General features: G+C 64.0%; 19 protein-coding genes. 10 read left to right on the top strand and 9 right to left on the bottom strand.

What is annotated here, in order from left to right:
• Window positions 1–360 precede the first annotated feature (360 nt).
• Genes flgF through flgH form a run of 4 tightly spaced genes read left to right on the top strand, consistent with a single transcriptional unit; the run spans window position 361 to window position 3,813 of the window.
• On the top strand, window positions 361–1,122 hold the full coding sequence (gene flgF / locus SO140_RS28510; protein WP_449377074.1) for a flagellar basal-body rod protein FlgF: 762 nt from the start codon (window positions 361–363) through the stop codon (window positions 1,120–1,122).
• Window positions 1,123–1,143: 21 nt separating this feature from the next.
• Window positions 1,144–1,932, top strand: coding sequence for a flagellar basal-body rod protein FlgG (flgG, locus tag SO140_RS28505; protein WP_449377073.1), 789 nt, complete (start codon window positions 1,144–1,146; stop codon window positions 1,930–1,932).
• A gap of 9 nt (window positions 1,933–1,941) precedes the next feature.
• Window positions 1,942–3,042, top strand: a complete 1,101-nt coding sequence (gene flgA, locus SO140_RS28500) for a flagellar basal body P-ring formation chaperone FlgA (RefSeq protein WP_449377072.1) — start codon at window positions 1,942–1,944, stop codon at window positions 3,040–3,042.
• Window positions 3,043–3,045: 3 nt separating this feature from the next.
• On the top strand, window positions 3,046–3,813 hold the full coding sequence (gene flgH / locus SO140_RS28495) for a flagellar basal body L-ring protein FlgH (RefSeq protein ID WP_449377071.1): 768 nt from the start codon (window positions 3,046–3,048) through the stop codon (window positions 3,811–3,813).
• A gap of 250 nt (window positions 3,814–4,063) precedes the next feature.
• On the opposite strand, the gene SO140_RS28490 is transcribed toward flgH, so the two are convergent.
• Both SO140_RS28490 and SO140_RS28485 read right to left on the bottom strand, forming a co-directional pair.
• Complete coding sequence (locus SO140_RS28490) at window positions 4,064–4,843, bottom strand: 2-keto-4-pentenoate hydratase (RefSeq protein WP_449377070.1); 780 nt, start codon at window positions 4,841–4,843, stop codon at window positions 4,064–4,066.
• An 88-nt stretch (window positions 4,844–4,931) separates the two neighbouring features.
• A complete protein-coding gene (locus tag SO140_RS28485) occupies window positions 4,932–5,960 on the bottom strand; it encodes an SDR family oxidoreductase (RefSeq protein ID WP_449377069.1) in 1,029 nt (342 codons plus the stop codon).
• A gap of 94 nt (window positions 5,961–6,054) precedes the next feature.
• Between SO140_RS28485 and SO140_RS28480 the strand changes: the two genes are divergently transcribed.
• Window positions 6,055–6,456 (top strand): winged helix-turn-helix transcriptional regulator, encoded by a 402-nt coding sequence (locus SO140_RS28480; RefSeq protein WP_449377068.1) that lies wholly within the window; start codon window positions 6,055–6,057, stop codon window positions 6,454–6,456.
• Between the two features lie 280 nt (window positions 6,457–6,736).
• Here the strand turns inward: SO140_RS28480 and dksA are convergent, their stop codons facing one another.
• Window positions 6,737–7,102, bottom strand: coding sequence for an RNA polymerase-binding protein DksA (dksA, locus tag SO140_RS28475; protein ID WP_085966600.1), 366 nt, complete (start codon window positions 7,100–7,102; stop codon window positions 6,737–6,739).
• A gap of 214 nt (window positions 7,103–7,316) precedes the next feature.
• Window positions 7,317–7,928, bottom strand: a complete 612-nt coding sequence (locus tag SO140_RS28470; protein WP_449377067.1) for an NAD(P)-dependent oxidoreductase — start codon at window positions 7,926–7,928, stop codon at window positions 7,317–7,319.
• 130 nt (window positions 7,929–8,058) lie between these two features.
• On the opposite strand from SO140_RS28470, the gene SO140_RS28465 reads away from it, so the two are divergent.
• A complete protein-coding gene (locus SO140_RS28465) occupies window positions 8,059–8,430 on the top strand; it encodes a winged helix-turn-helix transcriptional regulator (RefSeq protein ID WP_027526331.1) in 372 nt (123 codons plus the stop codon).
• Between the two features lie 185 nt (window positions 8,431–8,615).
• On the opposite strand, the gene SO140_RS28460 is transcribed toward SO140_RS28465, so the two are convergent.
• Entirely contained in the window at window positions 8,616–9,029 is a 414-nt protein-coding gene (locus SO140_RS28460) for a flagellar assembly protein FliX (protein WP_449377066.1), read from the bottom strand.
• 270 nt (window positions 9,030–9,299) lie between these two features.
• On the opposite strand from SO140_RS28460, the gene SO140_RS28455 reads away from it, so the two are divergent.
• The 4 genes from SO140_RS28455 to SO140_RS28440 all read left to right on the top strand — a co-directional run bounded on the left by SO140_RS28455 (window position 9,300) and on the right by SO140_RS28440 (window position 11,855).
• Window positions 9,300–10,424 carry a flagellar basal body P-ring protein FlgI gene (locus SO140_RS28455; protein ID WP_449377065.1) on the top strand — a complete coding sequence of 375 codons (1,125 nt, stop codon included), beginning with the start codon at window positions 9,300–9,302 and terminating at the stop codon, window positions 10,422–10,424.
• Complete coding sequence (gene flgJ / locus SO140_RS28450; protein WP_449377064.1) at window positions 10,424–10,789, top strand: flagellar assembly peptidoglycan hydrolase FlgJ; 366 nt, start codon at window positions 10,424–10,426, stop codon at window positions 10,787–10,789. The genes SO140_RS28455 and flgJ overlap by 1 nt, the downstream gene beginning before the upstream one ends.
• A gap of 12 nt (window positions 10,790–10,801) precedes the next feature.
• Window positions 10,802–11,335 (top strand): hypothetical protein, encoded by a 534-nt coding sequence (locus SO140_RS28445; RefSeq protein WP_449377063.1) that lies wholly within the window; start codon window positions 10,802–10,804, stop codon window positions 11,333–11,335.
• A 157-nt stretch (window positions 11,336–11,492) separates the two neighbouring features.
• Window positions 11,493–11,855: a hypothetical protein gene (locus tag SO140_RS28440; protein WP_449377062.1), complete on the top strand. Its 363-nt coding sequence runs from the start codon at window positions 11,493–11,495 to the stop codon at window positions 11,853–11,855.
• Here the strand turns inward: SO140_RS28440 and SO140_RS28435 are convergent.
• The 4 genes from SO140_RS28435 to SO140_RS28420 form a co-directional block, all read right to left on the bottom strand.
• The gene (locus SO140_RS28435) at window positions 11,852–12,217 is read right to left on the bottom strand and encodes a hypothetical protein (RefSeq protein WP_449377061.1); all 366 of its coding nucleotides are present in this window, start codon (window positions 12,215–12,217) and stop codon (window positions 11,852–11,854) included. The genes SO140_RS28440 and SO140_RS28435 overlap by 4 nt on opposite strands.
• A gap of 9 nt (window positions 12,218–12,226) precedes the next feature.
• Entirely contained in the window at window positions 12,227–12,595 is a 369-nt protein-coding gene (gene flaF / locus SO140_RS28430) for a flagellar biosynthesis regulator FlaF (protein WP_449377060.1), read from the bottom strand.
• 290 nt (window positions 12,596–12,885) lie between these two features.
• Window positions 12,886–14,496 (bottom strand): flagellin N-terminal helical domain-containing protein, encoded by a 1,611-nt coding sequence (locus SO140_RS28425; RefSeq protein WP_449377059.1) that lies wholly within the window; start codon window positions 14,494–14,496, stop codon window positions 12,886–12,888.
• Between the two features lie 246 nt (window positions 14,497–14,742).
• Complete coding sequence (locus SO140_RS28420; RefSeq protein ID WP_449377058.1) at window positions 14,743–16,350, bottom strand: DUF1522 domain-containing protein; 1,608 nt, start codon at window positions 16,348–16,350, stop codon at window positions 14,743–14,745.
• Between the last annotated feature and the right edge of the window lie 108 nt (window positions 16,351–16,458).

Below are 16,458 nucleotides of genomic sequence, written 5' to 3'. Positions count from 1 at the left end.
ATCTGAGAAAGCGAAGCCTTCTGGTCGGCCAGTGACGCGATACAACTGCCCCAGCGCGCAACGCGCTCCTCATAGCTGCAAACGGTACGGTAATCATGGTTAACAGAACCTTTCGATTGCCCCTGCGCTAGGAAAAATCTGCCGGGCAAACATGGTCAACAGAACCTTTCTGCCGCCCCTCGCTCGCCCCTCCAGAACACCTAAGCGCCTGCGAATGCGTGATTTTCTGCGTTGGCACGGCTTTCGCTGAGGAAAGGCCGAGACCGGACGGTTTGGGAGAGCCCGAAGGTCTCATCGACGGGTCGGCCAAGACGCTTGGGAGAGCGGCGAAGCAGGACCTCCACAGGGGAGAACCATCCGATGCAGAACGCGCTTCTGGTCGGTTTATCGCGGCAGATGACGTTGGAGCGGCAGATGGATGTCATCGCCAACAACGTCGCCAATGCCAACACCAACGGCTTCAAGGCCGATCGCACGCTGTTTGAGGAATTCCTCAACTCCGGCGCGCGTGAGGACAATTTCGTCGGCTCCGACCGCCGGGTCTCCTATGTGCAGGACCGCGGCACCTTCCGCGATGTCGGCCAGGGCCCGATGGAGGAAACCAAGAACCCGCTCGACCTCGCGGTCGACGGCAATTCCTATTTCGCGGTGCAGACCGCCGGCGGCGAGCGCTACACCCGCGACGGCAAGTTCTCGCTCAACAACCAGGGCCAGCTCGTCACCTCGGACGGCAATCTCGTGCTCGGCAATGCCGGCCCGATCACCTTCCAGCCGACCGACCACGACATCAACGTCGCGCCCGACGGCACGGTGACGGTGCTCGAGGGCACCGCCCGCGTCGACTCCATCCGCGGCAAGATCCGCATGGTCGCCTTCGACGATCCGCAGAGGCTCGCCAAACAGGGCGCCAATCTCTACGCCCAGGGTTCCGCGAACCAGCAGGCCGACACCAAGTCCACCGTGCGCCAGGGCTACATCGAGAAGTCGAACGTGAACGCGGTCGGCGAGATGAGCCGGATGGTCGAGGTGATGCGGATGTACACCCAGGTCGCCAACCTGCTGCAGCAGCAAAGTGACATGCACAAATCGGCGATCGAGAAGCTCGCCGACGTTCCAGCGTAACGCCATCAGGAGACGATTGACATGCAAGCGCTTCACACCGCTGCGACCGGAATGGCGGCACAGGAACTCAACGTGCAGGTCATCTCCAACAACATCGCGAACCTGCGCACCACCGGCTTCAAGAAGCAGACCGCGGCGTTCCAGGATCTGATCTACGAGCACATCCGCCGCGTCGGCGCGCAGTCGTCCGACCAGGGCACCATCCTGCCGGTCGGCGTCGATATCGGCGGCGGCGTCAAGACGGTCGGCACGCCGCGCAGCATGACGCAAGGCACGCTGTCGCAGACCGGCAACGACCTCGATCTGGCGGTCTCGGGCGAAGGCTTCTTCAAGATTCTGATGCCTGACGGGACCTACCAGTACACCCGCGACGGCACCTTCCAGATGGACAACCAGGGCCGCATCGTCACCGCGCAGGGCAATCCGGTGCAGCCGACCATCACGATCCCGAACAACGCTTCGGGCCTCACCGTCAACGTGCAGGGCCAGGTCTCGGTGACGCTGCCGGGCTCGTCGACCTCGTCCATCATCGGCCAGCTCGCGCTGACGCGCTTCATCAACAAGGCGGGCCTCCAGCCGGTCGGCAACAACCAGTTCACCGAGACGCCTTCCTCCGGTGCGCCGCAGGACGGCACCGCGAGCTCGGAAGGCTACGGCACGATCACGCAGGGCAGCCTCGAACAGGCCAATGTCGACGTCGTCTCGGAGATGAGCGACCTGATCGCCGCCCAGCGCGCCTACGAGATGAACGCCAAGGTGATCAGCGCCGCCGACCAGATGATGCAATCCACCACGGCGCTGTTCCGCTAGGGAATGACGATGATGCGCAAGACCATCACCACCCTCGCCGCCCTGCTCGCGCTGTCAGCGCCGGCATGGGCCGCCGACGACGGCATCGCGCCGCCGACGCTGCGCGCCAGCATCACCGTCACCTCCGACGTGGTGCGGGTCGGCGATCTCATCGACAATGCGGGCTCCGCCGCACAGATCCCGGTCTATCGTTCGCCTGATCTCGGCACCACCGGCGCGCTGCCGGTCGCCAACGTCCTGAGCGTGTTGCGTGCCAAGCAGGTGATCGGCGTGATGACCGGCGACCTCAAGGAGGTCACGGTCACACGGCTCGCGCGCACGCTTGCCAACAAGGACCTCGAGCTCGCGGTCGCCTCCGCGCTCGAGCGCCGCTTCGGCCTTGGCGACGCCGCCAACATCACGGTCACATTCGATCGCGGCATCTCCGACGTGCGGCTGGACGCCTCCAACACCGGCGCGCTCCAGGCGACCGCCACACGCTACGACGCGCGCAGCGGCCGCTTCGACCTGACCTTCGAGATCAACAACGAGAACAGCCTCGCGCCGACCAAGCTGCGCCTCACCGGCACCGCGATCGAGACCGTGGAGGTTGCGGTGCTGAGCCGCGACATCGACCGCACCGAGATGCTGAAGTCGTCCGACGTCGTGCTGGAGCGCCGCCCGCGGGCGGACGTCCAGGGGGAAGCCGCCTCGCGCGAGCGCGCGGTCGGCATGCAGCTCCGTCATCCGATGCGGGCGGGCACCCCGATCCGCGTCGCCGACATCGCAAAGCCCGACCTCGTGCAGCGCGACCAGAACGTCACCATCATCTACCAGGTGCCGGGCCTCTACCTCACCACCCGCGGCAAGGCGGTCGACAGCGGCTCTGAGGGCGATACCGTATCCGTCCTCAATATGCAGTCCAAGCGCACGCTCCAGGGCATCGTCACCGGCCGCGGCCAGGTCACGGTGCAGGGCGCGAGCCAGTCCGCGCCTGCCGCGCCCGCGGTCGAGCAGACCTCATCGCTCAAGCGCGAGGAGACGCCCTCAGCGGCCGCCCTCGCCCAAAGCCTGATCCAGGCCCCGGTTTCGCCAACCCAGATCGCGCAAGCACAAGCCAAGTCAGAGTAAGTCATGTCCAAGTTCAGTTCCGCGGCCCGTCTTCGTCGTATCGCCCTCTCCGGCGCGCTGCTCGCAACCTTCGCCTTTGCGAGCGGGTGCTCCTCGATCGACCGTCTGTCGCAGATCGGCGAGCAGCCGAAACTGTCCGCGATCGACAATCCGACGACGCAGCCCGGCTACAAGCCGGTGCAGATGCCGATGCCGAAACCGGAAGTCGCCTCCTACAATCCGAACTCGCTGTGGCGCAACGGCAGCCGCGCCTTCTTCAAGGACCAGCGCGCCCATCAGGTCGGCGACCTCCTGACGGTGACCGTGAACATCACCGACAAGGCCAACCTCTCCAACGAGACCCAGCGCAGCCGCACCAACTCCGAGGACTCCGGCATCACGGACTTCATCGGCTCGAAGACGCTCGGCGTGCAGGCGCAGAAGGTGCTGCCCGGCCGCATCCTCACCGCCGACTCCACCGCCTCCAGCGATGGCAAGGGCTCGGTGCAGCGCCAGGAAGCGTTGCAGACCAACGTCGCCGCCGTCGTCACCCAGGTGCTGCCGAACGGCAACCTCGTGGTCGAAGGCAAGCAGGAGATCCGCGTCAACTACGAGATCCGCGAGCTCGTGGTCGCCGGCATCGTCCGCCCCGAAGACATCCAGAGCGACAACACCATCGATTCCACCAAGATCGCCCAGGCCCGTATCGCCTATGGCGGCCGCGGCCAGATCATGGACGTGCAACAGCCGCGCTACGGCCAGCAAGTGATGGACGTGCTGCTGCCCTTCTAAGAGTTTCTTCAAGAGCTCCCACATCTCGTTGTGAACCTAGGCACAACGCGATGTTCTACGCGGCCTCCGGTAGCTCCCCTGCCGGAGGCCGCATGAGTTTTTGGGCGACGCGCCCCGTGCTCAACTGTCATCGCCCGACTTGATCGGGCGATCCAGTACTCCGAGACAGCAGAGATTCAATCGATGGGCCGTGGCGTACTGGATTCCCCGCCTTCGCGGGGAATGACTGCGGAAGAGGAGGCTATAGCCCTCACGTGAACTTCGCCTCCACCACGCCCAGTCCGTCCAGCTCCATCCGCACCTTGTCGCCCGCCTTCAGCCACAGCGTTTTCACGAGGCTGCCGGTGAGCACGAGCTGGCCGGCGTGCAGGCCCTTGCCTTCGGCGGCGAGATGATTGGCGAGCCAGGCGAGTGCGTTGTGGGGATGGCCGAGCACGTCGGCGCCGATGCCCTTGCCCGCCTCCTCGCCGTTGACGAGGGCGCGGCCAGCGACTGCCCGCAGATCGGGTACATTGGCACGGTCGAGTGTGGCGCCAAGCACGCAGCCGGCGGCGAAGAAATCATCCGCGATCAGCGTCGGCGCGCCCATGGTCTCCCACTTCACGTAGCGGTCGTCGACGATCTCGATTGCGGGAGCGTAGGCATCGACCGCCTCTCCCACCCATTCGGCGGTGAACGGCGCCTCGCTAGGGGCAAGGTCGCGCTTGAGCCGCACGGCGATCTCGCATTCGACGCCGACGCGCACATAGTCGGAAGCGGCCAGTTTTGCGCGGCTGTCATATACGACCTTTTCGAACACGCCACCGGCGCAGGGATGGTCGATCTGCATGTAGTCCTGCATGACCTGGCTGGTGCAGCCGATCTTGTAGCCGACCAGCGCGCCGACATGGGGCAGCAGCAGGTCGTGCAGCGCGCCCTGGATCTTGTAACCCTCCGCCTCATCCCTGGGTGGAACCTCGAGCGGCGCGAGCGGAGCGTGGTTGCGGCGCGCTAGCGCGATCTCCTTCGCGGCTGCGAGAATTCTGTCCATCGGCGCCGACTCCCACGCTACGCAACTCGAGGCAGCACTTCAGCATCCCCGCCCCCGCCTGACAAGCGCTGCGGCTGCGCCCGGCCGGTCACGCCTTGACGAGGCCAAGCCGGATCAGGCTCTCGGCCGAGCTCAGGATCGCCTCGTCGTTGGAGCGCGCCTGCCAACCGAGCAGCCGCACCGCCTTGGCGCTGGTCGACCGCCGCACCTTGCCAAGCATCGGCAAGGTGTAGCGCAGCATGGGAACGCCGGTCGCCGCGAGGCGCACCAGCCAGTCCGGCGCCTGGAAACGTGGAACCCGGCGCGCCGCCGGCCCCAGCTCCCGCCTCAGCACATTGGCGATGTCCAGGAGCGACAGCGTCTCGCCAGCGACCGCGATGAAACGCTCGCCCTTGGCCTCGGGCGCGCTCATTGCCCGCAGATGCAGGTCGACCACGTCACGTACGTCGACCAGACCAAAATAGATCCGCGGCACCGCCGGCATGGCGCCGTTGAGCAGCAATTTGACGATCTCGATCGAGCCGGAGAAATCCGGCCCCAGCACCGGACCGAAAATGCCGGTGGGATTGACGACGGCGAGCTCCAGTCCGCCTCCCTCGTGGGCGACGAAATCCCAGGCCGCCCGCTCGGCCAACGTCTTGGATTTGACGTAGGGCTGGACGTCGTCGCCGTCGAGATTGGTCCAGTCGCTCTCGTCGAATGGCGTGGTGCGCGGCGGATGGCCGTAGCCGATCGCGCCCAGCGACGAGGTGATGACCACGCGCTTGACGCCCGCCTCGCGCGCGGCATGCAGCACCCGCAGCGTCCCGTCGCGGGCCGGGATGATCATCTCGTTCTCGTCCCTGGGGACCGTGGTCGAAAGCGGCGAGGCCACGTGCAGGACGTAGTCGCAGCCTACAACCGCCTCACGCCAGCCCTCGTCGCTGGTCAGGTCGGCGGTGAAGAAGGTGAGCCGCTCGGCCGGATCGACACCGCCCTCGCGCAGCATCGCCAGCACATCAGCCTGCCGGTCCGGTCGGCGGACCGTGGTCCGCACCTCGTGGCCTGCGGCCAGCAATTGCAGGACGGCATGGATGCCGACGAAACCCGATCCACCCGTGACCAGAACAGTGCTCATGTCGCAAACCCTTCGCTCGCGGGCCGGCAAATTTGTCCGACCGGACCCTGCTGCCGGCCGCATCTGGTCACTATCTGCGGAACGCACAAGTAGAATGAAATTCGAGACCGGTATGGAAAACCCGACCACCTCGCTTTGCGACGGCGATTGCGACTGCGCCCCCGATCCCATCCTGCTCGGCGACTTCAAGCGCGCGATCCATGCGGTCGGCGGCAAATGGAAGCTCGAGATCCTGTTCGCGCTGATGAACGGGAGCATGCGCTTCGGCGCCTTGCGGCGGTCGGTCGCCGGCATCACCCAGCACATGCTGACCACGCAGCTGCGCGAGCTCGAGCGAGACGGCCTCGTCTCGCGGACCGCCTTTGCCGAAAAGCCGTTGCGGGTGGAGTATGAGCTGACCGATGCGGCCTATGGCCTGCTGCCTGCCTTCAAGGAGTTGTTGAGCTGGTCCAGGCTCTATGGCGGCGCGCGCCCCGCGCTCGCGCAGGATGCGTGATGACGGCGATGTTTCGTGCCGCCGGTCGCATCTTTAGCAGTCGAGTCGATCCCGTTGCTCCGACTCGCAAAAACATCCTCACCCGAAGTGAAGGCTCTTTCGCATGCGAGCTCACGTGAGCCGGAAGGAGTTGCGTCTAGCCCCTTGATCGCGATTCATTTTTCGCGATTGTCACCGCGGGCTTCGGTGCGCGCCCTGATCGGCGCAAAAACTCAAGCACGGCGCGACGCTACGCGCCAGATGCATCGTTCATGAGGAACCGCGGATTGCGGCTCAACTCCTATTCGTCGCGATAGACCTTCTCGCGCTTCTCGTGGCGCTCCTGCGCTTCCACCGACAGCGTTGCGATCGGGCGGGCTTCCAACCGCTTCAACGAGATCGGCTCGCCGGTCTCTTCGCAATAGCCGTAGGTGTTGTCCTCGATGCGCTGGAGCGCGGCGTCGATCTTGGCGATCAACTTGCGCTGGCGGTCGCGGGCGCGGAGTTCGATGGCACGGTCGGTTTCGGACGAAGCCCGATCAGCGAGATCGGGGTGGTTCACGTTCTCCTCCTGCAGGGCTTGCAGGGTGAGCTTGGACTCTTTGAGGATCTCATCCTTCCAGGCGAGGAGCTTCAAACGGAAGTACTCCTTCTGCCGGTCGTTCATGAAAGGCTCTTTTTCGGTCGGTCGGTAATTTTTCAACTTTTCCAAGGGCGGCCTATTCTTTTTTAAGCAACGACTCGCAACGGACAGGGTCCGTTGAGCCGGGCTTATATAGCGGCCTCCTGTGACAGACAATATTTCCCTGATCTTGGCGTTACCGCCCCCAAGTCCTTGCACCGGCAGCTTTATCGGCAAGCGCCTGGGGGCGGTTATCCACTCAATAACCGACCGTGAAACGCTTCCGCAGGTGCGAAGGCCGATCGATCTCGTCGGCCAGCGCAATGGCGTAATCGGCGAATGTGATCCAGCTCTTTCCGCTCGCATCTGCGAGAAGCTGGTCGGTCCCAAGCCGGAACTTGCCGGTCCGCTCACCCTCCACGAACAGGGCCGAGGGCGAGATGAAGGTCCAGTTCAGCTCCTTGTCCTGCCGCAGCAGGTCGAGGAACGCGGAACCTTTCTCCGCTTCGGCCTTGTATTGGGCGGGAAAACCGGGGGTTGTGACCAGTTTCACGCCGGGGGCGACTTCGAGGCTGCCGGCACCGCCAACCACGAGGTAGCGGCCAACCTTCGAGTCCTTGGCGGCGCCGATCAGCTTGTGCGGGTCGCTGGCGAGAAAGTGAACGGAACTGATGGCGACGTCATGCCCGGCCCAGAGCTTGGCGAGCCCGGCTTGGTCGAGGACATCGCCCTTGGTCGGGGTGACGTTCGGCAGTTGAGCGATCTTCTCCGGGTTCCGGGCAATGGCGGTGACGGCGTAGCCGCGGCGGGACAGCTCCTTGGTGATCTCCGAACCGGCCCGGCCCGAGGCCCCAGTGACTGCGATTTTCATGGAAGGCTCCTTTGCTTCTGTGGTAACTAGTGGTGACTAGATATCGCAAAGAATGCTGGTGTTAAGAGAGCACTTTCGGCTTACCTGCTTACGCAGGAGTAACCGGAACAGATCGCGAGGAACGAAGACAATGAAGCCCGATGTCTACGCAGCCAATTGCCCTACACGCCAGATCCTCGATCGCGTCGGCGACAAATGGGCGGTGCTGATCCTGTTGCTGCTGCGTGAGGATGCGATGCGTTTCAATCAGTTGCGCCGGACGATTGAAGGCATTTCGCAGAAGATGTTGAGCCAGGTTCTCAAATCACTCGAACGCGACGGATTGATCAAGCGCCGCGCCATCGCAACCGTTCCGGTGACGGTCGAGTATTCGATCACGCAGCTCGGGCTGACGTTAGCGGCCGCCGTCGATCCCCTGCGCGACTGGGCCGAGCAGAACCTGAAGGACGTCCTCGCTGCACAGCGCCGCTACGACGCGCAGCAGAAGCAGGAGGCGGCCTAACTACCGTTCAAGGTGCGTAAGCAGCCGCCGCAAAACTCTGCTGTCATGCCCCGCGAAGGAAAGCGGGGCATCCAGTATTTTAGAGGCAGCGAGATACGTAACAAGGGCCACGGCGTACTGGGTCGCCCGGTCAAGCCGGGCGACGACGCGAGGAGAGAGTCTTCACAGCGGCTGAGAACCGCGGCTCAGCCCTGCCCGGCCTTTGCGAGCTCGACCTCGACGCGCAGCTCGATCTCGGAGAGCACGGCATCCAGGCCGGGATCGCCGGATGACGATTTGAGGTTCGCTGCCGCATCGCGCAGGCGCATCACCGTCGAGGCGTCGAGGTTGCCCGACAGCAGTCCCATCTTGAGATCGTCGAGCACGTCGAGTGCGGTCTTGCCGCGGGCGACCGAGCGCTTGCGCCGCTCGACCGGGTCCTCCTCGATGCCCTGCAGCGCAAGCAGCGCATCGATGTTGGCGGCGGCCTTCGGCGCGGACGCGGACTTGGTCTCCTGCGTCGAGGAGGTGTCGGGCAGCACAAAGCTGCCGGAGCTCGTCCGCCTGGCCTGGCTGGCGGGCGCTCCAAGCGTGGTGCCGTTCGGTCCGTAGATGCGCATCGCAGGAATCCGCGTGATCGTTGACCGCAGCTTCGCCGCATTATGGTTAATGAGGCGTAAACAGCCCGGCAAAATCTGCCGACAGGCGGCAGTTTCGCTCCGTAAGGCGAACATCGGCTGGCGCCGATGCAGTTCAATTTAATCAACCTATTCAATCAACTAGCTTCATCGCACCACGCTGGCACAGCGCTCGCATAGAGAGGTTCGGACCAGCTCGTCATGGGAGTGTCGAACAGGTCCGAGATCCAAAGGAGCCTCGGGGAGCAGAGGATGCCAGGCGTGCGTTGGGCAAGGTTATTGGGGGTGGCATGTGCCGCGCTGTCAGCGCTGGCCCTCACGGCCGCGCCTGCAAGCGCGACCTCGCGCATCAAGGACCTCGCCAATATCGAAGGCGTCCGGCAGAACCAGCTCATCGGCTATGGCCTCGTCGTCGGCCTCAACGGCACCGGCGATACGCTCAACAACATCCCCTTCACCAAGCAGTCGCTGCAGGCGATGCTGGAACGCATGGGCGTCAACATCCGCGGCGCCACCATCCGCACCGGCAACGTCGCCGCCGTCATGGTGACCGGCAATCTGCCGGCCTTCGCGACGCAGGGCACGCGCATGGACGTCACCGTGTCCGCGCTCGGCGATGCCAAGAACTTGCAGGGCGGCACACTGCTCGTCACCCCCCTGCTCGGTGCAGACGGCAACGTCTATGCGGTCGCCCAGGGCTCGCTCGCGATCTCCGGCTTCCAGGCTGAGGGCGAAGCTGCAAAAATCGTCCGCGGCGTGCCGACGGTCGGGCGCATCGCCAACGGCGCCATCATCGAGCGCGAGATCGAGTTCGCGCTGAACCGCCTGCCGAACGTCCGGCTGGCACTGCGCAACGCCGACTTCACCACGGCAAAGCGCATCGCGGCCGCCATCAACGACTATCTCGGCGTCAAGAGCGCCGAGCCGATCGATCCCTCCACCGTGCAGCTCTCGATCCCGACGGAGTTCAAGGGCAACGTCGTCGCCTTCCTCACCGAGATCGAGCAGCTTCAGGTCGATCCTGATCTCGCCGCCAAGATCATCATCGACGAACGAAGCGGCATCATCGTGATGGGCCGCGACGTCCGTGTCGCGACCGTTGCGGTGGCGCAAGGAAACCTTACCGTCACGATCTCCGAGAGCCCGCAGGTCAGCCAGCCCAATCCGCTGTCGCGCGGCCGCACCGTGGTCACCCCACGCACCGGCGTCAGCGTCACCGAGGACGGCAAGAAGTTCGCGGTCGTCAAGGACGGCGTCTCGCTCCAGCAGCTCGTCGACGGCCTCAACGGCCTCGGCATCGGCCCGCGCGACCTCATCAGCATCCTCCAGGCGATCAAGGCCGCCGGCGCGATCGAAGCCGACATCGAGGTGATGTGATGCAGACCGGCGCGATCAGCACGCCCACCATCGCCTCCTCTGCCTTCTCGGTGCAGAGCCGCAACGGCCGGCCCGACTTCGAGCTCGCGAGCGCCCTGCAAAAGGTCTCGCCACAGCAGCAGGCCAAGGCCCAGAAGACCGCGACCGACTTCGAGGGCATGTTCCTCAACGCGATGTTCTCGCAGATGACGTCGGGCCTGAAGGGTGAAGGCCCGTTCGGCGACACGGTCGGCACCGGCGTGTGGCGCTCGATGCTGACCGAGCAGTACGCGAAGAATTTCGCCAATGCCGGCGGCGTCGGCGTGGCCAGCGAAGTCTACCGCACCCTCATCCTGCAGCAGGCGAAAACCGTCCGCACGGCATAAGGTCCAAACGACATGAACCACTTCAACGCGTCACGTCAGCCGGTGCCCGCCCCTCGCGCTGCCGCTGCACCCGGCAGCGCGAGCGCACCGGGCAGCGCGAGCGCACCGGGCAGCGCCGAGGCCCGCAAGCTCGCCGAGGACCTGATGGACGCGATGAGCGCGCTGCTCGGGCTGATCGAGCGGGAGACCGAGCTGGTGCGTGCCGGCCGCCTGCGCGAAGCGCTGGCATTTGAATCGAAGAAGCAGGAATTGTCCCGCCGCTACGTCGGCGCCGTCAGCCAGCTCAAGGCGAACCAGACCCAGCTTGCGAAATCCGCGCCCGAGCTGCTCTCGACGTTGCATCGCCATCACGATGCCTTCCGCGCCATGCTTCAGGTCAACCTCACCGTGCTCGCAACCGCGCACGCAGTGTCCGAAAGCGTGATCCGCGGCGTCAACGCCGAGATCCAGAAGCGTAACGTGCCGAACACCTACACCGCCGCCGGCCGGCGCGCGGCACCGGGTCCGCGCCACATCACGCCGCTCTCGGTCAGCCGCTCGCTCTGAGAACGCGTCCCGATAGGGCCGATTTGATGAAAATCCGCGCCGCGAATCAGGCGCGCCGTTAGCCATGTTCCGTAACCGGACCTTTAATAGTAGTTCCCCATAGTTGCGCGATTGGACGGGGTGGGATTTGACTCGGGGGCAAGGCCAGGAGGCTGCCGTGAGTACAGATTTCAGTATCAGGCCGGTGGGGATACCGGCCGCTACGTTGCCTATATCGACGTCGAGCGCGGCGGCGAACGATGCCGTGCAAACTGATTTGCCGGCAAGCCAGACGGTGGCCGCAAGCGATGCGAGCGCGGCCGCGCGCAATGATTTGCAGGGCAATGAGAACGTCTCGCGCCAGGTCGTGTTCAACCAGGCCGCGGCCTCGTTCGTCTTTCAGGTCGTCAATGAAAAGACCGACGCGGTGGTAACGCAATTTCCAGACGACGCGATGCTGCGCCGTCGCGCCTATTTCCACGCCCTCGATCTGAGCAAGTCCGAGCTCTCGCGTCCGGTCTCGACCGACCGCAGCGCCTAGGTGCTCAGCGTGGCCTGGGCCGTATCCAGATAGGTCGAGTTGGTCACGGGATCGGTGACGACGTTCTTGATCTGCGCCGTGCCGGTTCCGCTCAGCGTGAACTTCGTATTGCCAAAGCGAAACGAAGAGTCCTTGATCAGGACCTGCTGATACTGCGTCGTGCCGCCGCTCTGATACTTGACCTGGGCGCGGAAGCCGCTGACCTCTGAAATGGTGAGCGAGAACTTCTTGCCGTCGGAATATGTGCCAGACCAGGTGCCCTGATAGAGTGTCGCGTCGACCGGCACATACTTGGTCTTGCTCGGAACCGACATGCCGGCCGCTTTGTACGAGCTCGACAGGATGCTCATCACGTCGGCCACCAGGACCTCCTACGGCCGGCCAGACAGACCGGCAGCGATGTTACGGTTGATCTCGATCAGCGGACGGAAGTGATCGAACTGCGGGCTGGCCTGCAGCGCAGCGGTCTGGCTCAGCACGAACACGCTGATATTGGCGATCTTCTGCCGGACCTCGAGCGGCTGCGGATTGTTGTCGCGCATCGCTTCGCTGAGGAAGATGGTCCAGAGCTTGCGGTTGAACATCAGCGCCTGCATCGTCTGCTCGCTGAGCGGATCGGCGTTATTGATCGCGTCCTGCAGCTTGTTCGCGGCCTTCAGCAGTGTCTGCGCCTCGACGTCGCGAGGAGATGCAGTGGTCGTGGCGACACGCGCGTAGGCCGAAGCAGCAGAACTCGACATTGATCACCCTGGAGGCTTCCCCGCCCGTTTAAAGGCTTAAGGATTTGTTTCCCAACCCTAGGCAGCACCGCTTAAGATTTGCTTACGTGAGAGTGTGGAAGCACTCCGGACAAGTACGGGTCGCGGGTTCTTCCTTCACGTCAAAGCTAAATGCGAGCGCATGCGCTGTAAATGACAGCACTTATCATACATCGATCTCAGCTAATCGAGTCTTAGCGATCTCATTCAAATAGAACGGCGAGGCACCAGCCTCGCCGCGAAATCTCAAACCAAGCCCGTCAGCTCCGGGACTACCTGAGCAGTTGCAGTACGCTCTGCTGCGACTGGTTGGCCAGCGACAAAGCGGAGACCGCAATCGACTGCCGCGTCGACAGCGCCTGGCTATTCGCCGCCTCCTCGTTCGTATCGGCGAGGGTCAGGCTGGAGGAACCGGTCTGCAGCACGTTGATCAGGTTCTTGCTGAAATCCTGGCGAATCTGCACGATCGACAGGTTCGAACCGAGCGTCGATGCTTCTGCACGAAGCGTCGTACTGGCCGAATTGAGCGACGTAAGGACGGCGTTCGCCGAATTGGTGTCGAGGAAATCAACACTCTGGGTCAGTGGCGCAAGGCTGAGGCCGGCATAGTTGAACGTTACGCCCTGAATGGTCAGGGTGGATCTTCCAGTTTCGTTGAACACGAGCTTCAGCGTGTCGCCATTCAGCAGGTTCACACCATTGTAGGAGGAGTCCTGCGCAGTCGTATTGATCTGTGCCAGCACGTTGTTGTACTGCGCGACGAGATTCGCACGGGTGGCCTGAGAATCCGGGTCGGCGACAGGGGCTGGCGCGGTCAGGCCGTAGAAGGGCTGACCGCTCGCCGCAGCCGTGCCGCCGATCGTGCCGATCGTCGAGGAAGCCGCATCGTTGGATGTCACGATGTTGAGGTGCCCCGTCGTGTCGATCGTTGCCTGCAGGTTGTTCGCCGCCAGCGCCGCATTGAGCTGATTGAGCGTCGAGATCTGCCCGGTGCCGGTGCCGAAGGTGATGCTCGTCGCGGTGCCGCCGCCGGTTGCACCGATCGTCAGCGTCTCGCCGCTCAGCGGGGGCGGGACGCGGGCGGTGGTGCCGGCGGCGAGGCCGAGCGCCGTGAGCACGTTGCCTGAGCCGGAGATCGTCAGATCCTGCGTCGTGCCGGTGCTCAGCACCAGCTGGCCGCTGCCGTTGACGGTCGAGGCCGTCGCGGCACCGGTGATGCTGTCGATCGCGGACAGCACGGTCTGCACCGTCAAGTTGCTGCCGGAGCCGATGCCGATGGTGACGTTGCCAAAGGAATCGGTGGTCGAGGTGGTCTGCGAGGTCGAGAAGGTGATGGTCTTGTTGTCGACGGTCAGAACCGAGCCGTTGGTGATTGCGGTTCCGAGGTCGTTGGAACCCGCGCCGGCGGTGCCGATCAGCTTGGTCGCCGCGGTGATCGGCTGCGCGCCGCTCGTGTTGTCGTTGTTGACGGCGGTGCCGGTGACCGTGTTGTTGGTATAGGCCGTGCCGAGCAGATTGTTGGGGGTCGCACCGGTAATCACGGCTGACGTGACGTTGGATTTGGGCGAATAGCCCGTCGGGCTTTGCAGCACCTGGCTCGCGATCGACTTGGCGCTGTCGACCAGCTTCTGCAGCGAGGTGATGCCGGTGTTGGCGGCCTGCAGCACCTGAACGCCATTGCTGATGCCGTCGAGGAGATTGCTGATGTCGCTGGCGCGATTGTCGAGCCCCTGGGCAGTGAAGAAGTTGGTGGGGTTGTCGAGCGCGGTATTCACCTTCTTTCCGGTCGCAAGGCGCTCCTGCGTCGTCGCGAGCAGGTCTGCCGTCGACTGAAGCGACAACAGGTTCTGGCGAACCGATGCCGAAAGAACGATGTTGGACATTGGCGGATCTTCCTGTTGAGACGCGAAACCGGGTACGAATCGGGGCTCGCCGATCTGGAGAACTGGCTTTTGTCCAGTTTTAGGGGGTGTCCTTTAAATTAAGGTTAATGGCGGCTTAAGCGGCAGGGTTAACGATTGGTTAATTCCGCGACCCGCCCCTTGCCAGGCAGTCGTATCGCGAGACGAAAAAAAGCGGCGGGGCAAATGCCCCGCCGCGATGGTTTGGCTAGCGATTTTCGCCGCGTATCAGCGCAGAAGCTGCAACACGCTCTGCTGCGACTGGTTGGCCAGCGACAGCGCGGACACTGCGATCGACTGGCGGGTCGACAGCGCCTGGCTGTTGGCCGCTTCCTCGTTGGTGTCGGCCAGCGTCAGGTTGGACGAGCCGGTCTGCAGGACGTTGATCAGGTTCTTGTTGAAGTCCTGGCGGATCTGCACGACCGACAGGTTCGAACCCAGCGTCGATGCTTCCGAGCGCAGCGTGGTGCTGGCCGCATTGAGCACGGTCAGCGCCTTGTTGGCCGAAGCGTTGTCCAGGAAGTCGGTGCCCGAGGTGAGGCTCGAGATGCCGAGACCGGCGGTGTTGAAGGTCACACCGGTGATGCTCAGCGTCGACTTGCCGGTTTCGTTGAACGTCAGCTTCAGCGTGTCGCCGTTCAGCAGGTTCACGCCGTTGAAGGACGCATCCTGCGCCGTCGTGTTGATCTGCGCGAGCACGTTGTTGTACTGCGCAACCAGGCTCGCACGCTGGGCCTGCGAGGTCGGATCGGCGACCGGAGCCGACACGGTGGCGCTGTGGAACGGACCGGCGCTGGTGATGGCCGAGCCGCCGACCGTGCCGATCGTCGAGGACGCCGCGTCGTTGGTGGTCGTGATGGAGATCACGCCCGTGGAGTCGATCGAGGCCTGCAGGTTGTTCGCCGCGAGCGCCGAATTGAGCCCGTTCAGCGTCGAGACCTGGCCGGTACCGGTGCCGAAGGTGATGCTGGTGGCAGTGCCGCCGCCGGTGGCGGCGATCGTCAGCGTCTGGCCCGAGATGGCGGGCGGGACGCGAGCGGTCGTGCCGGCGGAGAGACCGAGCGCGGCGAGCGCGTTGCCCGAACCCGAGATCGTGAGATCAGAGGTCGTGCCGGTGCTCAGAGTGACCTTGCCACTCGCGACGGTCGAAGCCGTGCCGGTCCCGGTGATGGTATCGATCGCGGAAAGCACGGTTCCCACCGTCAAGGTGCTGCCCGACTTGATGCCGATGGTGAAGTTGCCGGCGGCGTCCTGGGTCGAGGTGGTCACGGTGTTGTCGAACGTGATGGTCTTGCCGTTGACCGTCAGGACCGAACCGTTGGTGATGGCGGTGCTAAGGTCGTCGGATGACGCACCCGCGGTGCCAACCAGCTGGGTGGCTGCTGTGATATTGACCGCAGTGCCGGTGTTGTCGTTCAGCACGGCAGTGCCGGCGACCGTGTTGTTGGTGTAGGCGGTGCCCAGCAGGTTGCTGGCGGTTGCACCCGTGATCGCGGTCGAGGTCACGGTCGACTTCGTGGAGTAGCCCGTCGGGCTCTGCAGAACCTGGTTGGCGATCGACTTCGCGCTGTCGACCAGCTTCTGCAACGAGGTGATACCGGTGTTGGCGGCCTGCAGCACTTGCACGCCGTTGCCGATACCGTCGAGCAGGTTGCCGATGTCGCTGGCGCGGTTATCGAGGCCCTGGGCGGTGAAGAAGTTGGTCGGATTGTCGAGAGCCGAGTTCACCTTCCGGCCAGTCGACAGACGGGACTGGGTGGTGGCGAGGAGGTCGGCGGTGGACTGGAGGGAGAGCAGGTTCTGACGAACCGATGCGGAGAGAACGATACCGGACATACTGTTACCTTTCTGGTATTAGCTACGCGTCCTGTTTGACCGAGATTGATCAAACGACCGCCGGACGGTGCGTCCAAGCTTCTAACAATCCGTGAAATGAAACCCCCG

The organism is Bradyrhizobium sp. UFLA05-108 (genome assembly GCF_059803455.1).
This window is presented reverse-complemented; position numbering and strand designations above follow the sequence as displayed.